Origin of the sequence: Kaistella yonginensis (genome assembly GCF_030409525.1) — a bacterium.
Lineage (GTDB): Bacteria > Bacteroidota > Bacteroidia > Flavobacteriales > Weeksellaceae > Kaistella > Kaistella yonginensis.
The window spans coordinates 22,345-40,078 of sequence record NZ_JAUFQB010000053.1 but is presented as its reverse complement, the minus strand read 5'-3'; the positions used below and the strand labels follow the sequence as shown (position 1 = coordinate 40,078).

General features: G+C 37.7%; 20 protein-coding genes, 1 tRNA gene and 1 pseudogene. 7 read left to right on the top strand and 15 right to left on the bottom strand.

From position 1 onward, the window contains the following. The 5 genes and pseudogenes from QWY78_RS10710 to mobA all read right to left on the bottom strand — a co-directional run. Positions 1 to 511 (bottom strand): annotated as a pseudogene (locus QWY78_RS10710) (IS1595-like element ISBbi1 family transposase); the annotation flags it as partial. A 19-nt stretch (positions 512 to 530) separates the two neighbouring features. Further along, entirely contained in the window at positions 531 to 752 is a 222-nt protein-coding gene (locus QWY78_RS10705; protein WP_290219656.1) for a TetR/AcrR family transcriptional regulator, read from the bottom strand. Between the two features lie 181 nt (positions 753 to 933). Next, the gene (gene catB, locus QWY78_RS10700; RefSeq protein WP_066679309.1) at positions 934 to 1,593 is read right to left on the bottom strand and encodes a type B chloramphenicol O-acetyltransferase; all 660 of its coding nucleotides are present in this window, start codon (positions 1,591 to 1,593) and stop codon (positions 934 to 936) included. Between the two features lie 159 nt (positions 1,594 to 1,752). Next, positions 1,753 to 3,018: a conjugal transfer protein MobB gene (mobB, locus tag QWY78_RS10695; protein ID WP_066679310.1), complete on the bottom strand. Its 1,266-nt coding sequence runs from the start codon at positions 3,016 to 3,018 to the stop codon at positions 1,753 to 1,755. A 4-nt stretch (positions 3,019 to 3,022) separates the two neighbouring features. Continuing rightward, positions 3,023 to 3,457, bottom strand: coding sequence for a conjugal transfer protein MobA (gene mobA / locus QWY78_RS10690; RefSeq protein WP_066679312.1), 435 nt, complete (start codon positions 3,455 to 3,457; stop codon positions 3,023 to 3,025). A gap of 852 nt (positions 3,458 to 4,309) precedes the next feature. Here mobA and QWY78_RS10685 point away from each other — a divergent pair. Continuing rightward, positions 4,310 to 5,875, top strand: a complete 1,566-nt coding sequence (locus tag QWY78_RS10685; RefSeq protein ID WP_262987616.1) for a recombinase family protein — start codon at positions 4,310 to 4,312, stop codon at positions 5,873 to 5,875. On the opposite strand, the gene QWY78_RS10680 is transcribed toward QWY78_RS10685, so the two are convergent. From QWY78_RS10680 to greA, 8 genes are all read right to left on the bottom strand, one after another. Next, a tRNA-Met gene (locus QWY78_RS10680) sits at positions 5,835 to 5,908 on the bottom strand. The genes QWY78_RS10685 and QWY78_RS10680 overlap by 41 nt on opposite strands. A gap of 49 nt (positions 5,909 to 5,957) precedes the next feature. After that, on the bottom strand, positions 5,958 to 7,241 hold the full coding sequence (locus QWY78_RS10675; protein ID WP_290219653.1) for a peroxiredoxin family protein: 1,284 nt from the start codon (positions 7,239 to 7,241) through the stop codon (positions 5,958 to 5,960). Between the two features lie 62 nt (positions 7,242 to 7,303). Next, a complete protein-coding gene (locus QWY78_RS10670; RefSeq protein ID WP_290219651.1) occupies positions 7,304 to 7,492 on the bottom strand; it encodes a signal peptidase in 189 nt (62 codons plus the stop codon). A gap of 57 nt (positions 7,493 to 7,549) precedes the next feature. Next, positions 7,550 to 8,272 (bottom strand): T9SS type A sorting domain-containing protein, encoded by a 723-nt coding sequence (locus QWY78_RS10665; protein ID WP_290219649.1) that lies wholly within the window; start codon positions 8,270 to 8,272, stop codon positions 7,550 to 7,552. A 57-nt stretch (positions 8,273 to 8,329) separates the two neighbouring features. Next, entirely contained in the window at positions 8,330 to 9,520 is a 1,191-nt protein-coding gene (locus tag QWY78_RS10660) for a hypothetical protein (RefSeq protein WP_290219646.1), read from the bottom strand. A 91-nt stretch (positions 9,521 to 9,611) separates the two neighbouring features. Then, entirely contained in the window at positions 9,612 to 10,796 is a 1,185-nt protein-coding gene (gene clpX, locus QWY78_RS10655) for an ATP-dependent Clp protease ATP-binding subunit ClpX (RefSeq protein WP_290219644.1), read from the bottom strand. Positions 10,797 to 10,870: 74 nt separating this feature from the next. Continuing rightward, positions 10,871 to 11,260, bottom strand: a complete 390-nt coding sequence (locus QWY78_RS10650) for an HIT family protein (protein WP_290219642.1) — start codon at positions 11,258 to 11,260, stop codon at positions 10,871 to 10,873. Positions 11,261 to 11,401: 141 nt separating this feature from the next. Then, positions 11,402 to 11,875, bottom strand: a complete 474-nt coding sequence (gene greA, locus QWY78_RS10645) for a transcription elongation factor GreA (protein WP_290219640.1) — start codon at positions 11,873 to 11,875, stop codon at positions 11,402 to 11,404. Positions 11,876 to 11,976: 101 nt separating this feature from the next. Here greA and QWY78_RS10640 point away from each other — a divergent pair, with 101 nt between their 5' ends. The 4 genes from QWY78_RS10640 (at position 11,977) to QWY78_RS10625 (ending at position 14,283) form a co-directional block, all read left to right on the top strand. Further along, a complete protein-coding gene (locus QWY78_RS10640) occupies positions 11,977 to 12,426 on the top strand; it encodes a hypothetical protein (protein ID WP_290219637.1) in 450 nt (149 codons plus the stop codon). Between the two features lie 23 nt (positions 12,427 to 12,449). Continuing rightward, the gene (dtd, locus tag QWY78_RS10635) at positions 12,450 to 12,899 is read left to right on the top strand and encodes a D-aminoacyl-tRNA deacylase (protein WP_290219635.1); all 450 of its coding nucleotides are present in this window, start codon (positions 12,450 to 12,452) and stop codon (positions 12,897 to 12,899) included. A gap of 82 nt (positions 12,900 to 12,981) precedes the next feature. Then, positions 12,982 to 13,488, top strand: coding sequence for a hypothetical protein (locus QWY78_RS10630; RefSeq protein WP_290219633.1), 507 nt, complete (start codon positions 12,982 to 12,984; stop codon positions 13,486 to 13,488). Positions 13,489 to 13,500: 12 nt separating this feature from the next. After that, positions 13,501 to 14,283: an alpha/beta fold hydrolase gene (locus QWY78_RS10625; RefSeq protein ID WP_290219631.1), complete on the top strand. Its 783-nt coding sequence runs from the start codon at positions 13,501 to 13,503 to the stop codon at positions 14,281 to 14,283. Here QWY78_RS10625 and QWY78_RS10620 read toward each other — a convergent pair. Continuing rightward, positions 14,280 to 15,287 (bottom strand): DHH family phosphoesterase, encoded by a 1,008-nt coding sequence (locus QWY78_RS10620; RefSeq protein ID WP_290219629.1) that lies wholly within the window; start codon positions 15,285 to 15,287, stop codon positions 14,280 to 14,282. The genes QWY78_RS10625 and QWY78_RS10620 overlap by 4 nt on opposite strands. A 258-nt stretch (positions 15,288 to 15,545) precedes the next feature. On the opposite strand from QWY78_RS10620, the gene rpmH reads away from it, so the two are divergent. Both rpmH and QWY78_RS10610 read left to right on the top strand, forming a co-directional pair. After that, positions 15,546 to 15,704 (top strand): 50S ribosomal protein L34, encoded by a 159-nt coding sequence (gene rpmH, locus QWY78_RS10615; protein WP_290219627.1) that lies wholly within the window; start codon positions 15,546 to 15,548, stop codon positions 15,702 to 15,704. A 158-nt stretch (positions 15,705 to 15,862) separates the two neighbouring features. Further along, the gene (locus QWY78_RS10610) at positions 15,863 to 16,573 is read left to right on the top strand and encodes a cell division ATP-binding protein FtsE (protein WP_290219624.1); all 711 of its coding nucleotides are present in this window, start codon (positions 15,863 to 15,865) and stop codon (positions 16,571 to 16,573) included. 184 nt (positions 16,574 to 16,757) lie between these two features. On the opposite strand, the gene QWY78_RS10605 is transcribed toward QWY78_RS10610, so the two are convergent. Continuing rightward, positions 16,758 to 17,714: an acetyl-CoA carboxylase carboxyltransferase subunit alpha gene (locus QWY78_RS10605; RefSeq protein ID WP_290219622.1), complete on the bottom strand. Its 957-nt coding sequence runs from the start codon at positions 17,712 to 17,714 to the stop codon at positions 16,758 to 16,760. Positions 17,715 to 17,734: the final 20 nt, after the last annotated feature.

Here is a 17,734-nt window from a genome sequence, read left to right as displayed (position 1 = left end):
CCAACGGGGTGCTTTCGGCCATCACCGCAACGTTCTGCTTTCCCTCGGCTCCCCGGCCACGTGTACCCTTGCCTCGCTCGATTTCCTTACTGGCCACCGAAAAGTAACCCTCATCCAGTTCTATCATCCCTTCCAGTGTATACCTTGCATCCCGGTTGCCCATCGCCCTGCGGAGTTTGTGTACCATCGCCCATACCGGTTCGTAACGCTTCAATCCTAATTGCTTCTGGAGTTCGTTGGTGGAGAATCCCTTTTTTGTGCAACTCATCAGGAACATCGTTTTGTACCACACCAGAAACGGCAGCTTGGAGCTCTCCATGATCGTACCGCTGCGCAACGAGGTGCGGAAACGGCAACCTTTGCATTCATAACTCCATTTACCCTGTAACCAATAATGGGAAGTGCCCCCGCATCGCTTGCAGACAACCCCTTCCTTATCACGCTGCTCCTTGAAATGCAAACGACAATCTTCCTCCGAACCGAAATGAGCCGTAAAACTGAATATGTTCATAATCCCTGCTTTTTGAGCGCTAATATACTAAAAATATTAGGTGTGTTTGCGGAGAATCAGATTTTTGAATAACATGTTCTAAAACAGCTACAATCAAATCATTTTTCGTCGGAAAATAATAATGGATAGAAGAAGTTTTAATGCCAATTTCTTTAGATATATCCTTGTAACTAAAAGCATTTGTCCCTCTTGTCGTGATAAATGTTATGGCTTCGGTTACTATTTTTTCTTTTGTTTCCATAACGCAAAGATATAAATTTCTATCTACTAATAGGTAGATAATCTTAAAAATTTTGCTCGTACTTCTCTCTTTTTGATTTTTGTAATGATTTCTTTATTCAAATACTCCTTTTCAAATTCTACATTAAAAAAAGCCTTTCAGCAATAAAACTGAAAGGCTTTTCGCAGTTGTTACATATAAGTCAAAAACAATACGGGAAATCTCTCTTTTCGATTTTTACAACTTGGTTGTAAAAATCGAAAAGAGACTGTATGTTGCCTGAACAAATTAAAGGTATCGCTTCGGTCAATATGTCTTCATCCCAATCCCACCACTTGATATCTAACAGGATCTGAATCTCTTCGTCCGAAAACCTTTTTTTAATCGGTTTTGCAGGGTTTCCGCCGACAATAGTGTAAGGGGCAACATCTTTGGTGACTAATGACCTACTACCGATTACCGCCCCGTCACCGATCTTCACTCCCGGCATAATCATTGCCTCGCTCCCTATCCAAACATCATTACCGACAACTGTATCGCCCGCGTTTTCAAATCCGTTAATTGCTTTATTGAATGCTTCAATCTCCGGCATATAAAAAAAGGGAAAACTGGATATCCAATTATGTCGATGCCCTTGATTGCCCGCCATTATAAAACTTGCACCGCTACCTATGGAACAGAATGAACCTATGACCAATTTATCAACGTCATCTCTATCTGGAAATAAATAGCGAGCGCAGTCATCAAAAGAATGTCCATGATAATAACCGGAATAGTAGGAATATTTCCCAGCCGTGATATTGGGGTTGGTAATATGGTCTCTAATTATTTTGCCCTTAAATGGGCTATCGAAAAAATTCATCTTTTTAGCATTTATTATTAAATAATTCAATAGAATGTCAGGGCAACATCTATTGCCTTGACAGAGATTATATGTTCCTAAAAATATGCTAATCTGATTTTTTCATACAACAAAGGTAAGTAATTTTAAAACTTGTTTTGAAAATAAGGACAATCTCTATTATTTTTTTTGTCTTGTTTTCTTCTTTTTCTTCATTCTATTGGCAAAATCCTGTTCCTCGTAATCTTCGCCCTGTGCTTGGGGCAACAGGCTGAACAATCCCAAATCAGAACTGTGCGAATGTTCCTGCGTGATAAACTCGAAAAGGTCTTTGGTCGGTTGGTGGTCTATCGTGTTCGTATCGGAAACAGGGCTGTCCTGTGCTTTCAATGCGGGTTTGTTTCCGTTGTTCCACCAATCGTTAAACAGATTTGCCGACAGGTTTCTGTCCAACTGCGAGCCATTCCAAACAGTACGGCTACCATTGTCAATAAAAGTAATACCATAAATCCGTCCGCTGTCGTTTCTGCGGACAACGGTGTGAATGTCCTGTTCGGCAAGTTGCTTTTTAAATTCCTTTTCGCTGTTTGTGGTGTGAATGGCAAGTTCCACCGAATTTTTGAGAACAGACTTCGCAGGGTTGGTTTTCATCTTCTCTTTGGATTGTTCAAAGTGCCGTTGTAATCCGTTTACTCCTGCGTGCTTGCCAAACAAAGATGCTTTGAACGGTTTGCTTGCCTTTTCTCCCTTGTCGTTCAAAGCAAAATATACCAATCCGTGTACAGGCTCTCCGTTGCGTTCGCCTTTTATTTCCTCTGCCGTAATATTCAAAAACGAAAGCAAAGCGTTGTATGTCCCAATGCTTGTATATTGGTAATACTTCGGCAGGTGTCGCACTACCGAAGCTATTTGGCTTTTTATATCGCCTTTCTGCTGTTCTACCTTTTTGAAATTTCTGCTGTCGTGTTTCTGTTCCTGCTCGGTAGCTTTGTGCAGATTGTATTTCGTTTCCAAATCCCGACAGATAGCCATTGAGCGAGGGTGGTCGTAATCATCGGGGATTTTCCTGCCGTCAATGCCCACGCAGGTCGAAACGATGTGTATATGCGTGCGGTCAATGTCCGTATGTTTGAATACGATATACGGCTGATTGCCGTAACCCATACGCTCCATATATTCCTGTGCCATTTCGGTAAACTGTTCATCGCTTACCGTGTCTTTCGGGTCGGGGTTCAATGAAATGTGCCGTACCGTCTTTTCCGTTCGGATATTGGCAGACAGATACGGCTCAAAACACTTGTTGAAGTACGCAACGGAATACCTACCGTCCATTGTGTCGGGTATCTTATTCAGCAACAGAACCGCTCCGTTTTCCGTTTCCACTTTCTGCTGATTGTACAAAATAGCTCCGTACATATTGCTTCCCTTTCCGATTTTTGCAACCATTTCTTTACTCTTTGTTTAGGTATTTCTTTTCAAATTCTGCGGTAAGGATTAAAACTTTGAGCAATAATTCTTTCATTGCTGCGGTCTGTTTTTCCAATTTGTAGAGGTATGCCAATGCCTTTTTCTCCGAAAAGTGTGTGTTCAACAGCTTTACAATCTGATTGTAATTGGTTGCTATTCCTCTGAACTGTCCGAAAAACTTGGTCAATCCTGCGTGGTATTCTACCGCATTCATATCAATTTTTACGGTTTTTACCGTCTTTTGAAAGATACAAGCCGTAATGAAATGTGCCTTTATGTTCATTCCCGATTGGTCGAAAAGGGCAAGGAACTTGGCGTTTTCCTCTGCGTTCAGACTGATGGAATACCGATGTACCGCAGGGTCGTTCTTCGGTTTTCTTCCTGTCTTTTTAATCTGTTTTCTGTTCACTTCTTCCATAATCAAATCATTTTAATGTTAAACCAAAACTGCGACTTCGGAGCGGTTTTCAGCCACCTGCAAGGGCAAGTGCTTTTGAGATGCGGAATTTATTCCGAGTAGCTCAAAAGATAACTTGCTCTGAACAGGGGTTCAGAAAATCCGTTCTGCGGAACGGATTGGAGTTAGCCGAAAAAACCAACCGCTTCCATTTGCAAAGTTCGGCAAGACTGTTTGAAAAACAGCTGTTTACAGTCACGACAATGAACGCCAAATAGTGCCACTGACTGCCACTTTTATTTGGGTTGGGGGTTATCTTGACGATGCGTTGCTCCCCCTTAAAATTATTTTCCAAAAGAAAAAAACAGAAAAAAAAGAAAGCCATTTTAACAAGGCGGACAAGCGGAAAAACCAAAAGGAAACGGAATAAGTCCCGAAGGGTGGCGAAGCCATTATGCCGTAGTCTTTTGGTGGGCGGTGCGGTGGCTGTCCGCCTTATCTTTGCTACCTTTTTATTCTTTTTTGAATATGATTTTAACTTCTTTCATAATAATATTTGGCAACTGAACGCCAAATGCTACCTCTCACTGCAACATTGGAAGCCCGACTTGTTTACCTGATTAATTTAGTCAGTACAAAACGAGTTAGGCGATGCAGGAGAGAAAAGAAATAGAAAAAATACCTATCGAGGAAGCAATGGAGCTTCTCCGTGAGGTCGGTATTGACGTGGAACAGGAAACAGCCGAACTGATTATGGAGTTTTTGTACAACCTCACAATGATAATTATCCGTGAATGCTTTGACACCGAATGATTTATTTTGTAATTTAGCTAATCCCACACAAAGTCAATACCCACTTAAAAATGATTAGCTATGAAAAGAGCCGATTTATACATACGTGTTTCCACCGATGAACAAGCGGACAAGGGATATTCACAGCGTGACCAAGAGGAACGCCTGAAAAGATACTGTGCAACCAATAAGATTGCTGTTGGGCAGGTTATTTATGAAGACCATTCCGCCAAGACCTTTAACCGTCCCGAATGGACAAGATTATTGAACAGCCTTAAAAAGAGAAGTTCAAAAACTGACCTTATCCTGTTTACCAAATGGGACAGGTTCAGCCGTAATGCTGGCGATGCTTATCAAATGATTAGCACACTCAACAAACTTGGTATAGAGCCACAGGCGGTAGAACAGCCGTTAGACCTCTCCATTCCCGAAAACAAGATGATGCTTGCCATATATCTTTCTGCTCCCGAAGTAGAGAATGACCGCAGAGCATTGAATACGTTCTACGGTATGCGTAGGGCAAGGAAAGAGGGGCGTTTGATGGGTAGAGCACCTTTTGGATATATCAATAGAAGCAAAGAGGACGGACGAAAATACATTGCTCCGAAAGAACCTGAAGCAACAGCTATGCTGTGGGCTTTCAACGAAATAGCCAAAGGCGTGTTTGCCTGTGACCAAGTACGGCAAAAAATGAATAAGTTGCACAAGACAACTATAAGCCGAAGTGCATTTCACGTTGCCGTACGCAATCCGCTGTACTACGGTAAGATATTCATTGCCAAATTCAAGGACGAAGAAGCACATTTGGTGCAGGGTCAGCACGAACCACTTATATCCAAAGACCTCTTTGATAGGGTACAACTGATATTGGACGGAAACAAAAGGGTAGAACGTCCCAATACCAAAATACTTTCAGACGAGAACTTGCCCCTACGTGGTTTCTTGGTATGTCCCGAATGCGGTCGCAACCTAACGGGAAGTGCTTCCAAAGGAAGAACAAGCCGTTATTACTACTATCATTGTGTTTCCTCTTGTGGCTTTCGTCAAAAAGCCGAATTAGCCAACGATATTTTTGAAAAGAGTATGCGACAGTTTGCGTTGAACGGTACTTCTCAAATAGTAAAAAGACTTCTGTTGGACAACTACAAGAAATTCGCAAAAAATCCGTTTGACGAAAAGAAACAGATTGCACAGGAAATAGATAAACTGAATGCAAGGTTATCAGTAGCACGCAACAAACTGCTGTCTGAAATTATTGATGACGAGGAATATCTCGAAATCAAAGATGAGTGTAGGAAACGGATTGAGAGTTTGGAAGAACAGTTGAGCAAGGACGGTTCTGATACCAAGAAAATCAACGTAGAAAAGTCTTTGGACAGGGCTTTGAAATACATAGAAAGCATTCCTAAAATGTACAGCGAGGGCGAAATCAGAACAAGACGGGATATAATTGGTTCGATATTCCCCGAAAAATTGGAGTTTGACGGAAAAACTTATCGAACCGCTCGAATGAATGTAATCGCAAACTATATCTTTCAGATAACCAACGGATTACTCCAAAAAAAGAACAGGACAAACGAAAGTAAATTTCATTTGTCCTGTTTAGTAGCGAAGACGGGAATTGAACCCGTGACCTCAGGGTTATGAATCCTGCGCTCTAACCAACTGAGCTACCTCGCCTTTTTTAAGGTGGTGCAAATATAAAAATATTTTATGAGGTAGCAAAAAATTAGTTTAACTTTAAAAAAGAAATTACATCTGCTGCATGATTGGGTTTAGCTATGATTTTATTGGCCTTGTCTAAAACAAAATAACTAGGAGTAGCATGAATATTATAAGTATCTGAAAATGAACTATTCCAACCTCTTAACTCAGTATCATTAATCCACGGCAGCATCTTCACTTTACTATCATAAGCGCTTGCATCACTATCCAAAGAAAATGCAATAACTTCTGCGTTTAGACCTTTTATCGCGTTGTATTTTTCAATAATTTTAGGTAAATCCGTTTCACAATGGGAACAAGTAGACGCCCAAAAGATGATAATCTTATTATCAGCCTTCACTTCGTAAATTGATTTGGCTTTAGTATTGGTGGGTTTATTAAACGTATAGTTTGGAAACACAGCTCCAATTTCTGTATTGGTATTGGTCGCAATTGTTTTCGTTAGACGCTCGTTGATGGTACATTTGAGATTCTTGGCCTCAGTAAGATATTTATCTTTTAAATCCTGCATGCCATAGGTGTCAAAAATTTCGATCAGTTCAGAAAGAACGGTTTGACCGCGTGGAGTTTCAACATTCAAGACCTTAAGCATTTTGTCTACATCTACTGCAACATTGGCGCTAGAGCCCGCATTAAGATAAGCAACAAGTATTGGTCTCATCAAGGAAGAGCCTTCCAGCATTTCATTTGATTTGTTTAAAAAATCAATTATTTCCTCATGAGAAATCGGTTTTTTATTTGCGGTTTTTTCCAGGAATCTGCTGTAATTCGTATTATAAAAATTTACAAACGGAAAATTATTGAGATTCGGTGTTGCATTAGAAAGACGAAGAATTTCACTATTAAGAGAAGTTCCAAAATCACTTTTGGTTTTATAAAACTCCTTAATCTGATACAAAGCAGGTAAAATATACTCTTTCTTTTGCTGTATATCCTGAATTTGATTCATGGTGAAATTTGCTTCATCAAGGTAATCAATATTCACGATTTTTTTCGGTTCGGTTTCAAACTTCATTTTAACATCTTTATTTTCTGAAATGAGATTAACAGAGGCGTTAATTTCTGGAAAATACAATTTCATCATTCCAGAATAAGGTGTTGAGATATTGAACTGCCAAGTGTTCCCTTTTCTAAGTTCCTTACCATTCAACACATCTTTCGAACCATTCAGGGTGTATAAATAGGCCTCTTTTGGCGTAAATGATTGTGGAGCATCCACACTAATTTTAAACTGTGCTTGGGAAGTGGTAGCAATTAGCAAGCCCAAAATAAATGATATTTTTTTCATACTGTAAATATAAAAAAAACTCATTGATATATCAATGAGTTCTAATTTTTAAAGTGTACTGATTACACGGATTGTTTTTGCTGTTTTTTCTTTGCATAAAGAACGATGAATAAAATCGCTGCAATTGCTAAGATATAAAGGTACATATCGATAGGTGAAGCCACTGCACCCGGAGTTGTTCCACCTGTGCCACCACCACCGCCAGGAGGACAAGTTGGACAAGGTGGCTGAGCGTTAACTAGCACGCCCATTATTAAAATAGATGCTGCTAAAAACAGTTTAAATATCATTTTCATCTTATGTGTTTTTTATCTTAAAATTTTAGTGACTACTTTTTCACCTTTATCAGATGTAATATGAACAATGTATCCAGCGTTGATGGATCGTAATGGTAATTCGTATCGATCTTTTGAAGAAACCTTAACAATATCGTTTACAAGTTTTCCACTCATATCAAACACTTGTATTTCTGCATTTTTCCAAGTAGGGTCTATTAAAACAAAATAATTGTCTTTCTCTGGATTAAATACTACAATGGTACTTGATTTTTTAGTAATGCTTGTCGCAAGTGTTGTTTGGGGTCTACCATAATACAAATCATATTCTGCTGGGGTTGATCCTGATAGTGAAATAGTTTGGTTCTGTAAAGCAGGCATTTCTGTAGCATCAGAAGCTTTTTTATAATAAAACCCTTCGCCTTGTGAAAGTAAATGCGTTTGATCCGGCACTAAAGCAGCATTTTCTCTAATTTCAAATTTAAACTGAACAATATTAGGATTATAATTAACTAGTTTAATATTTTTCCCACCAAAGTCATTTTCATTCGCTTCATTCACGTATAACCAATAAGAAACATTGTTATTATCATAACCACCTGTAATGCTTTCCTCGTATGTCCCGAGTTGTGCACCCCCAAAGGCACCAACTTGTGCAGTAACATTTGTAGATGCACCAGTAACCGTAGAGCCAGAAACAACATAGTACGTTCTCTCTAGTTCATTTCCATTAGCATCTAAACCAATGACTCCCAATTGCTTTACGGTCGAACTAGACCCACCTCTAGCCGCTGAAACACTATAATTAGCGGATCAGGAACGTGGGTGGTATTTAAATCTTCTTAAGGTCGCAAAGTTTAACTCTGGTTTCGTAATATTATCTTTTAATTTTATAGCGAAAGATCCTAACGGACGAACGACTTGATACTCTACATCTCCAATAGCAACTCCCGAAGCATCAAAAGTTATAGCCTTGTAGTTGGAAGAACCCCCTCCTAGATTAGAATTATATTGTACGCCAGAGACTTCTAAACGAATACCATAAATATTAGAAAGATTATTTCCATCGCCAGTCGTTGCTGACTCGGTAACTGCAACTTGAGAAAAATCTAAATTGGTAAGATATGGGTTTCCGAACTGATATATATTTCTTCCGAAATCTCCCTGCCACGCTTGTCCTCCACTTACACTGAAGTTATCTTGCAAATAGGTATTATATCGCTCATTGTATTGATTTGTTGCTCCTCCGGTTGGACCAAATACAATCCCACTCCCTGCATTTTCTAATGTTATTTTTTTATCTATGTCAGCTGCATCAGAAACTGGTCGACCTTTGAATGTTCTTGTAGTCTCAACATTTAAACCGGTCCCACCTAATATATAATATGAAAATGGCTTAAAGTCTTTACCAATTTTCAAATTTAAACTAGCAAGGTTATCAAAAACAACATTTCTATTATTCCAGACCAAAATTTCATTTTTTGAAAATCTAGTCGTATTAAAAACTTTACCTAATTCTGCGTTCAAGGTCGAAAATGTTTTATCATAGAATGGCATACCTATTTGTTGATACGCTCCATGATTTACTTGTCTGAATTCTTGATCAACAATTCCTGTCAGGTTGGCTTGCGAAACTCCTGTAATATATAATTGTCCGTAGGTATAAACGGGAGAAATCAATGGATTTACAGAATTATGGGAAGCAAAAGCTGTAGGCTCATTTAATTTATTAATAAAATTACCGCCTCCATTTGCTTCTGTTTTATCAAGACCTGTAGCACCAACTGTTTTTACAACATCAGTGGTACCGTTTCCTCTAACCATCACGTTGCCGTGATTTTCGAAAACAGCGTTATCTTTTAACTGAAGACCACCTCCGTTATAAACCAAGGCATTTTTACCGACATATATCGTAGCATTTGCATCAACGTGACACAAAATAGTCTGTGCTCCTAGCGAAAATGTCCAAGCTAAAAACCCAGTCGTTAGTAGATTTTTTTTCATTATATTTTATGTTTGTGTTTTATAAAAAGAGTAATTACTTAGACAAAGATAGTTAATTTTTAAAAATATGAAAGAAAATGTACATAAAAACTCAAAATTGGGTGTTTTTACGGTTAATTATAATTTTCTTTTTTGCAGCAATATTAAACATATAATCTTCCAGAACTTTTTCAGTAGTACCACGCAGGCCTCTTGCGCCAAGCCCTTTATCCATGGTCTCTTCTACGATACTTTCCAAACCATCATCGGTAAATTTGAGCTCTACCCCATCCATTTTAAATAATTCTACGAACTGATTAACAATCGAATTTTTCGGTTCTTTCATAATTCTGATCATGGTTTCTTTCGATAATTTATCCAAATAGGTAATAATCGGAAACCGACCTAAAAGCTCAGGAATTAAACCGAATTTTCGCAAATCAATTGCATTGAGTTGGCTCAATATATATTCTTCTTCCTCTACTTTATTTAGTTTCTCGGCACTAAAACCAATGGCCTGTTTATTCAGTCGTCTTTCAATGATTTCTTTAATCCCATCAAATGCTCCACCAGCGATGAACAGTATATTTTGCGTATTTACCTGAATGTATTTTTGATCCGGATGTTTTCTTCCACCTTGTGGGGGAACATTCACAATACTGCCTTCTAGTAATTTAAGCAAACCCTGTTGAACGCCTTCTCCCGAAACATCTCGGGTGATACTTGGGTTATCTGATTTCCGCGCTATTTTATCAATTTCATCAATAAAGACAATTCCCTTTTCTGCTTTTTCAACATCATAATCAGCGACCATTAAAAGTCGTGACAAAATACTTTCCACATCTTCCCCAACATAACCAGCTTCGGTAAGAATCGTTGCGTCTACGATACAAAAAGGGACATTTAATTCTCTTGCAATTGATTTTGCTAAAAGGGTTTTCCCTGTGCCCGTTTCTCCAATCATAATCACATTCGACTTTTCAATCTCTACCTCGCGGTTTTCATCTTTTGCGTGCAATAATCTTTTGTAGTGATTATAGACCGCCACCGACAATTGTTTCTTTGCTTGGTCTTGCCCAATAACATACTGATCTAGAAATTCTTTTATTTCTTTTGGTTTTTTTAAATCTTCTACTGTATCAGCTGCCGCAGAGCCTCCAGTCGCGCTATTTGTTTCTTTTACGATGCCATGCGCTTGCTCGATGCACTCTTCACAAATAAAACCGTCATTTCCGGAAATCAGCATTTGTACTTCACTTCGTTTTCTTCCGCAAAAAGAACATTGGTTTGAATTCATATTTTATATTAAATAAGGACTAAGATTAATACTCATGACCAAAGAATAATACTTTGTCAAATAATTAGTTTTTTTTAAGAATTGATGATGTGTTGGACAATTTCCTGATACTCCTCATTAGAAAATTTCAAACGTTCGTTTTTAAAATTCATGTCATCCATCTTTTGAATAGGAATTAGGTGAATATGCGCATGAGGAACTTCTAAACCTACCACCGCAATAGCAATTCTATGCTCAGGATACGCTTTTTCCATTTTTTTTGCCACCTTGTGCGCAAAGCTCCAAAGATTTTTGAAATCTTCATTCTCTAAGTCGAAAATAAGATCGATTTCCTTTTTAGGAATAACCAAACAATGCCCTCTAACCAAAGGCATCATATCTAAAAAAGCAAGATGCTGACTGTCTTCTGCAATCGTAAAAGATGGAATTTCCCCTTGTACAATTTTTGTAAAAATAGAAGCCATGATAATTGTATTTAAATTAAAAACCCACGCTAAAGCGAGGGTGCAAAATTACAAAATCTTAAGAAAAAAAGATGTTAAAAAACGAGTAAAGTTTTATAAACATCTTTTAGTATGCTAATAAATTGCTTTTTCAGCTGCCCATTATCCCAAATAGATTTCTAATATTTCAAAAGAAAGTTGATTTCCATTAGGCAAAAGAATTTCTGCGGTATCTCCTACTACTTTGCCTAATAAGCCTTTCGCGATCGGAGTATTTACCGAAATCTTACCTGCCTTCAAGTCGCTCTCATTGTCTGGAACCAAAGTGAATTTCTGCTCCCCTTTGGTTGCATTATTTTTAAGACGAACCGTGGTCAAGATCGAAACTTTTGACGTATCTAATTGGGTTTCATCAATTACTTTACCGTTGATAATAAGGTCTTTCAATTTAGAAATTTTCATTTCCAACATTCCTTGCGCTTCTTTTGCAGCATCATATTCTGCATTTTCAGATAAATCCCCTTTGTCTCTTGCCTCTGCAATTTGTTGCGTGATTTTCGGCCTTTCAATGGTTTCCAGTTGCTCCAGTTCAGCTTTCATTTTATCCAATCCTACTTTGGTGACGTAACTTGCCATAATATCTTATATTTAACGTTAGTATAAAAAAATAATCCGACATTTGCCGGACAATGTTTTTTTGTGTTGATTTGTTTCACAAAGATATAAATTTATTTTAAATGAAAAGAAATATTTACAGCACCTTTTTCACTATAATTCTTCTTTTTAGCGTTTTAAATAGCAGCTCTTGTAGTAGTCGTGAGGAAACAGTAAGTTGCTTCCCCAGCGCTCCCATCAACCTAGTTTTGAATCTAAATTTGCCAGCATATTTTACTTTACAAAATGTTGGGGGTTGGATGTATATCAATGAACAGCAATCTGGCACGAGAGGTTTAATTATAGCACGAACGACCAATGGATTCAAGGTCTACGACCGAAACGCACCACATATTTGCCCCGATAGCGATACGACCCTTAGTGTAGAGAACGACATTAAAATCATTTGTCCTAAAGATGGCGCTGAGTGGATTACCATTACCGGAGAACCCACAAAAATCGCGCAAGTCTCGCCAAAAACATACCTTTATAGTTACGATACGAATACCAAAATTCTATCCGTCTATTATTAATAAAGGTTCAAAATTCCCAAGGATTGAAAGCAGTTATTCAAAGAGTTTCCCAAGCGCAGGTAAAAGTTGATGGTACAATCGTCGGCGCAATTAGCCGTGGTTTACTATTGTTAATAGGTATTGATGAGGAAGATGAAAATAACGATGCAGACTGGCTTGCTCAAAAAATACTTAATCTGCGTATTTTCGGTGATGAAGAAGGCAAACTGAACTTATCAATTTTAGATATTGCCGGAGAGATTCTTTGTATTAGCCAGTTTACTTTGATTGCTGATTATAAAAAGGGAAACCGCCCGTCTTTTATTAAAGCAGCAAAGCCCAACAAAGCCGTGCCGTTATTTGATTATTTCAAAGCTGAACTCATCAAATCAAATTTGAAAACGGAGAGCGGGATTTTTGGCGCAGATATGAAGGTTTCATTACTAAATGATGGACCAGTAACGATCGTTATGGATTCTAAAACAAAACTTTAGCAGTAAATTCTCTAATCAGTAAGACCAATAATTTTGGAACTCCAATTTTTTATTAAATTTGAGCAAAACTTACTTTTGAAAAATGAAACAGATCATCCTAACTTTCTCGCTTCTTCTCTTTGGGTCTTGTTCAAAAAGACAAACGGACAATGCCGAGCTTATATCGATAGAATCTAAAAAAATCGATTCGATTAATGCCGAACGGCAAAAAATAAACGATCGCATTTTTCTTAAAAATCAACAAAATATTTTTAAAGATTTAAGTGGAAAGCATCAATTGAAATTTAGTTCAGATGAAATTTCGCCATTTTCTGGCACGGTAAACTTCGAAAAAACTGGTCGCGATTTATACCATCTTTCCGGTACGATAAAATCCGGCAAAAACACTTTAACCATCGATGGCGAGATAAAAAAAGTGTCGGAAAAGCATCTCAACTTTGAAGGAGAAATAATTCAGAACATTAAAGGGGTTATTTTTAAAAGAACTAAAAAAACGACCTTCTTCGATGAGGGCAAAGGAAATTTTTGGAGATTACAGAATAAGGTGAATGGTTCGGGATTTGTTGACTACATAGATATTCACTTTTAAAAATTACCAACAATGTTACATTACGAAATATCGGGCAATGGAAAAGAGCAGCTTGTTTTACTCCACGGGTTTATGGAAAACCATACGATTTGGAAAGAAATGGAACCTCATCTTTCCAAAGAATTCACTTTAATTAAAATAAATTTGCCTGGTCATGGGTCATCAGAAGTAATTGCGGAAACGCATACGATGGAATTGATGGCTCAGGAAGTAAAAAAAGTAACAGATACTTTACATATCGATAAGTTTCATTTGCTCGGCCATTCGATGGGCGGCTATGCTACACTTGCTTTTACTGAAAAGTTTCCAGAAGTTTTAAAAAGCATCACCTTGTTTTTTTCCTCACCATTCACTGATGACCAAGAGAAAAAAGATCAGCGCCAAAAAAGTTTGAGAGTTATTAAAGAAGCTTTTCCAGCTTACGTTCAGGCGGGAATTCCCAATTTATTTAATCCTAATGAGAAAGATATTTTGGAAGGTAAAATAGAAATCGCTAAAAAAATCGCCCTTTCTACCCCAACTACTGGGGTTTTGGCTGCAGTAAAAGGTATGATGGAAAGAACTGATAAAACGGCAGTACTGGAAAGTTTTGCTGGAAAAATCTTGATAATTGCGGGCAAACATGACAATGCAGTAAAAACGGATACCGTACTCAACAACCTTCCCGAGAAGACCAATATCAAATCTTACTTATTGGATAGTGGACATAATGGACATTGGGAAAAACCAACGATATGTGCAGAAATTATCAATACAGAATTGCTGCACCATTTGCCGAAGAATTTGGTGTTTTAAAATTCCTCTTGCTCAATTTTAGCTTTAAAATCGATGATTGTTTCTTCGATGCTTTTCATATACTTACCACCTGCTGCATTGATATGACCGCCACCGTTAAAGTGTTTTCGCGAAAATTGATTAACATCAACATCTTCTTTAGAACGGAAGGAAATTTTAATGAAATCATCATACAAATCTTCCATAAAAAATGCAGAAACCTGCGTACCCATAATACTTAAGCCATAATTTACAAATCCTTCGGTATCTCCTTTTTGGAAACCGAATTCTTTTAGCTCATCGCGTTTTAACCAAAGTATGGCTACTTTCCCCTCTTTTACCACTTCAATTCTCCCCAAAATCAGTGCCAGAAGATGCAGTCTGGAAACGGTATTCGTATCCCAAGTGTTCGAGGTAATCATGGCCGGATCTGCTCCTTTTTCAATAAGGTTCGCTGTAATCCTGTGCGTGGTTGCGCTTGTAGACCGAAAACGAAAACCACCAGTATCAGTCATTATCCCGGTGTATAAACATTCTGCAACTTCTTTATTGACCAGATTTTCTTCATTTAAAGCTTGGATAAAGTGATACACCATTTGGCAGGTCGCAGGAATGGTAACGTCCGAATAGACATAATGAAAATCATCCGGTTGCTGATGGTGGTCAATTAAAATTTTTGTTGCCCGTGCTTTTTCAAGCCAAGGGGCTACTAAATTACCGCTTCGGTGTGAGGCATTAAAATCTAAAACAAAGATAACATCTGCCGTATAAATTGCTTCACCGGCCTGTTTTCTTTTGTAATCTGCGATAATGATTTGCTTCGCGTCCGGCATCCATTTTAGAAATTTCGGAAAATCATTGGGAACAATAACCTCTGCTTCTATTCCCTTTTGTTTTAAAAAATGTTTTAATCCCAAACTGGAGCCAATGGCGTCGCCATCTGGATTGTAATGGGTGATGATAACAATTTTATGTTCAGGTGTTAAAAGCTTTTGAATCTCTAAAATTTCGGATGAAGTAAACATTAATTGGGATATTTTTTTTAAGAAGAGCAAAGATAGGGTTTGTTTTTATTTAAGGTTAAAAAAAACAGAAATTTCAGACAAGACGTAAAATATTACAGCATTAACAAGGGAAAAGTTAAAAACAAAAAAATGATGATCTTAAAAATATTTAAACCTATTTCTTAAGAAAAATCCCAAATATTGTTTGCGGTAAATAAAAAGTTTCCTATATTTGCAATCTGAAAAATAAGATATAGTTTTTACTTAAAAATATAAGCAATGCCAAAAAGAACATTTCAACCATCTGAAAGAAAGAAAAGAAACAAACACGGTTTTCGTTTAAGAATGTCAACGCCTAACGGTAGAAGAATATTGGCTGCAAGAAGAGCAAAAGGCAGAAAGAGTTTAACTGTAAGTGCACAGCGCGCTAAGAGATAATCTCAGGAATTATCATATACAAACATGCTTGAAAAGTAATTTTTCAGGCATTTTTTGTTGTTAAAATTTGCTAAAATGCATGCGCAGGAGAAAGTTTTTTTCTATTTTTGATCTGCTAATGCAACATTTCATTTTATTTATCACAATCAACACACGATATGCCACATACTTTTCAAGAAGGTCAAGATGTCATCCATCTGAAAAACGCAAAAATTGCACAGAAGAATTTCACCGTACTTAATGAAGTTAATCTCAACATCAAGCAAGGTAGATTTTGCTATCTTATCGGTAAAACAGGTTCAGGAAAGAGTTCTTTGTTAAAAACGCTTTACGGTCACATACCGCTCAGCTCAGGTCAGGGAATTATTGCTGGATTTGATTTGGCAAAATTAAGAACATCAGACATTCCGAATCTAAGAAGGAAGTTAGGAATCGTTTTCCAGGACTTTCAGTTATTACCGGATCGAACGGTTGAAAAGAATTTAAGATTCGTTCTTGAAGCAACCGGCTGGAATGATAAAACCCAAATGGACGACCGAATTAACGAGGTCTTGGCAAGTGTGGGAATGAAATCTAAAAAACACAAAATGCCACATGAGCTTTCTGGTGGGGAACAACAAAGAATTGCCATCGCCAGAGCCCTTCTGAATCACCCGCAATTGATTTTGGCAGATGAGCCGACTGGTAACCTAGACCCAGAGACTTCCAATGAAATTATGACCTTATTAAAGCAGGTTGCTTTCGAAAACAATTCTGCAGTGGTTATGGCTACTCATGATTATCATATGATTCAGAATTTTCCCGGGGAAGCAATTCGTTGCGAGGATGGAAAAGTAACGGTTTTAAATACCGCCGAGCTTTTTGAATAGATTGAAAATTTTATGTAAAGTAAATTAAATTCTGTAAGCAATTGCAGAATTTTTTTTGCCTTTTAGAGATGGGGAAAGAGAATTTCTTTTTCACAATAACTTTAAGTTTCGTTAAAAAGCAGCGATTTCTCATAAAAAAAACGGGCTAAAGCCCGTTTCTATTTAATTCTTATCCTATATTTTTTTACCCTTTAAATTGCCCCATTGCAATAAATTTATCTTGCCTTTGGGTTTCTAATTCTTTACCGGTAAATTTAGAAAACGCTTTGATGTTTTGCAGAATAGACACCTTTAAATGATCATACGCAACTTGTGGTTCGTAGTGCGCACCTCCCAGTGGTTCCTCTACAATTCCATCAATGAATTTTTCTTTTAAGGCATCTTGTGGTGTTAATTTCAATGCATTGGCTGCATCTTCTTTATGATCCCAATTTCTCCAAAGGATTGAAGAACAACTTTCCGGAGCAATAACCGTGTACCAAGTGTTTTCAAGCATATACACCTTATTTCCAACACCAATTCCCAAGGCGCCACCACTCGCTCCTTCGCCAATGATATAAACAAAAATTGGAGTTTTGAGCATGGTCATTTCGAAAATATTACGGGCAATCGCTTCGCCTTGTCCGCGTTCCTCTGCTTCTAAACCAGGATAAGCTCCTGGCGTATCGATTAGAGAAATTACAGGAATATGAAATTTTTCTGCCAGTTTCATCAATCGCAATGCTTTTCTATATCCTTCAGGATTACTCATTCCGAATCTTCGGTGTTGCCTTTCTTTGGTTGTTCGTCCTTTCTGCGTGCCGATGATCATTACTCGTTGACCATCAATAGTGGCTAAACCACCAATCATCGCAGGATCATCAGCAAAATTCCGATCGCCGTGAAGTTCCAAGAAACTGTCTTTATCGGTAATTCCTTTAATGAAATCTAACGTATAAGGACGATCTGGATGACGGGAAAGCTGCACTCTCTGCCATGGCGTAAGATGATGATATATCTCTTTTTTCTTTTCTATAATTTTATCTTCGATTTGCGAGCAGGCAAGTTTTACATCTACACCACTTTCTTCGCCGACCAAGGAGCAGGTTTGATACTGATCCATCAGGTCTTTAATCGGAAGTTCAAAGCTTAAGTATTCCATTTCAGTTATTAAAATTATCC

What these genes read in the sequence shown, in the direction of transcription:
- QWY78_RS10620 (WP_290219629.1), bottom strand. Translation starts at nt 15,287, where the DNA reads ATGTTTACTTCATCCGAAATTTTAGAGATTCAAAAGCTTTTAACACCT.
- QWY78_RS10625 (WP_290219631.1), top strand. Translation starts at nt 13,501, where the DNA reads ATGTTACATTACGAAATATCGGGCAATGGAAAAGAGCAGCTTGTTTTA.
- QWY78_RS10650 (WP_290219642.1), bottom strand. Translation starts at nt 11,260, where the DNA reads ATGGCTTCTATTTTTACAAAAATTGTACAAGGGGAAATTCCATCTTTT.
- clpX (WP_290219644.1), bottom strand. Translation starts at nt 10,796, where the DNA reads ATGAATTCAAACCAATGTTCTTTTTGCGGAAGAAAACGAAGTGAAGTA.
- QWY78_RS10630 (WP_290219633.1), top strand. Translation starts at nt 12,982, where the DNA reads ATGAAACAGATCATCCTAACTTTCTCGCTTCTTCTCTTTGGGTCTTGT.
- mobA (WP_066679312.1), bottom strand. Translation starts at nt 3,457, where the DNA reads ATGGAAGAAGTGAACAGAAAACAGATTAAAAAGACAGGAAGAAAACCG.
- mobB (WP_066679310.1), bottom strand. Translation starts at nt 3,018, where the DNA reads ATGGTTGCAAAAATCGGAAAGGGAAGCAATATGTACGGAGCTATTTTG.
- rpmH (WP_290219627.1), top strand. Translation starts at nt 15,546, where the DNA reads ATGCCAAAAAGAACATTTCAACCATCTGAAAGAAAGAAAAGAAACAAA.
- QWY78_RS10670 (WP_290219651.1), bottom strand. Translation starts at nt 7,492, where the DNA reads ATGGGCGTGCTAGTTAACGCTCAGCCACCTTGTCCAACTTGTCCTCCT.
- QWY78_RS10610 (WP_290219624.1), top strand. Translation starts at nt 15,863, where the DNA reads ATGCCACATACTTTTCAAGAAGGTCAAGATGTCATCCATCTGAAAAAC.
- greA (WP_290219640.1), bottom strand. Translation starts at nt 11,875, where the DNA reads ATGGCAAGTTACGTCACCAAAGTAGGATTGGATAAAATGAAAGCTGAA.
- QWY78_RS10660 (WP_290219646.1), bottom strand. Translation starts at nt 9,520, where the DNA reads ATGAAAAAAAATCTACTAACGACTGGGTTTTTAGCTTGGACATTTTCG.
- QWY78_RS10685 (WP_262987616.1), top strand. Translation starts at nt 4,310, where the DNA reads ATGAAAAGAGCCGATTTATACATACGTGTTTCCACCGATGAACAAGCG.
- catB (WP_066679309.1), bottom strand. Translation starts at nt 1,593, where the DNA reads ATGAATTTTTTCGATAGCCCATTTAAGGGCAAAATAATTAGAGACCAT.
- QWY78_RS10675 (WP_290219653.1), bottom strand. Translation starts at nt 7,241, where the DNA reads ATGAAAAAAATATCATTTATTTTGGGCTTGCTAATTGCTACCACTTCC.
- QWY78_RS10640 (WP_290219637.1), top strand. Translation starts at nt 11,977, where the DNA reads ATGAAAAGAAATATTTACAGCACCTTTTTCACTATAATTCTTCTTTTT.
- QWY78_RS10605 (WP_290219622.1), bottom strand. Translation starts at nt 17,714, where the DNA reads ATGGAATACTTAAGCTTTGAACTTCCGATTAAAGACCTGATGGATCAG.
- QWY78_RS10705 (WP_290219656.1), bottom strand. Translation starts at nt 752, where the DNA reads ATGGAAACAAAAGAAAAAATAGTAACCGAAGCCATAACATTTATCACG.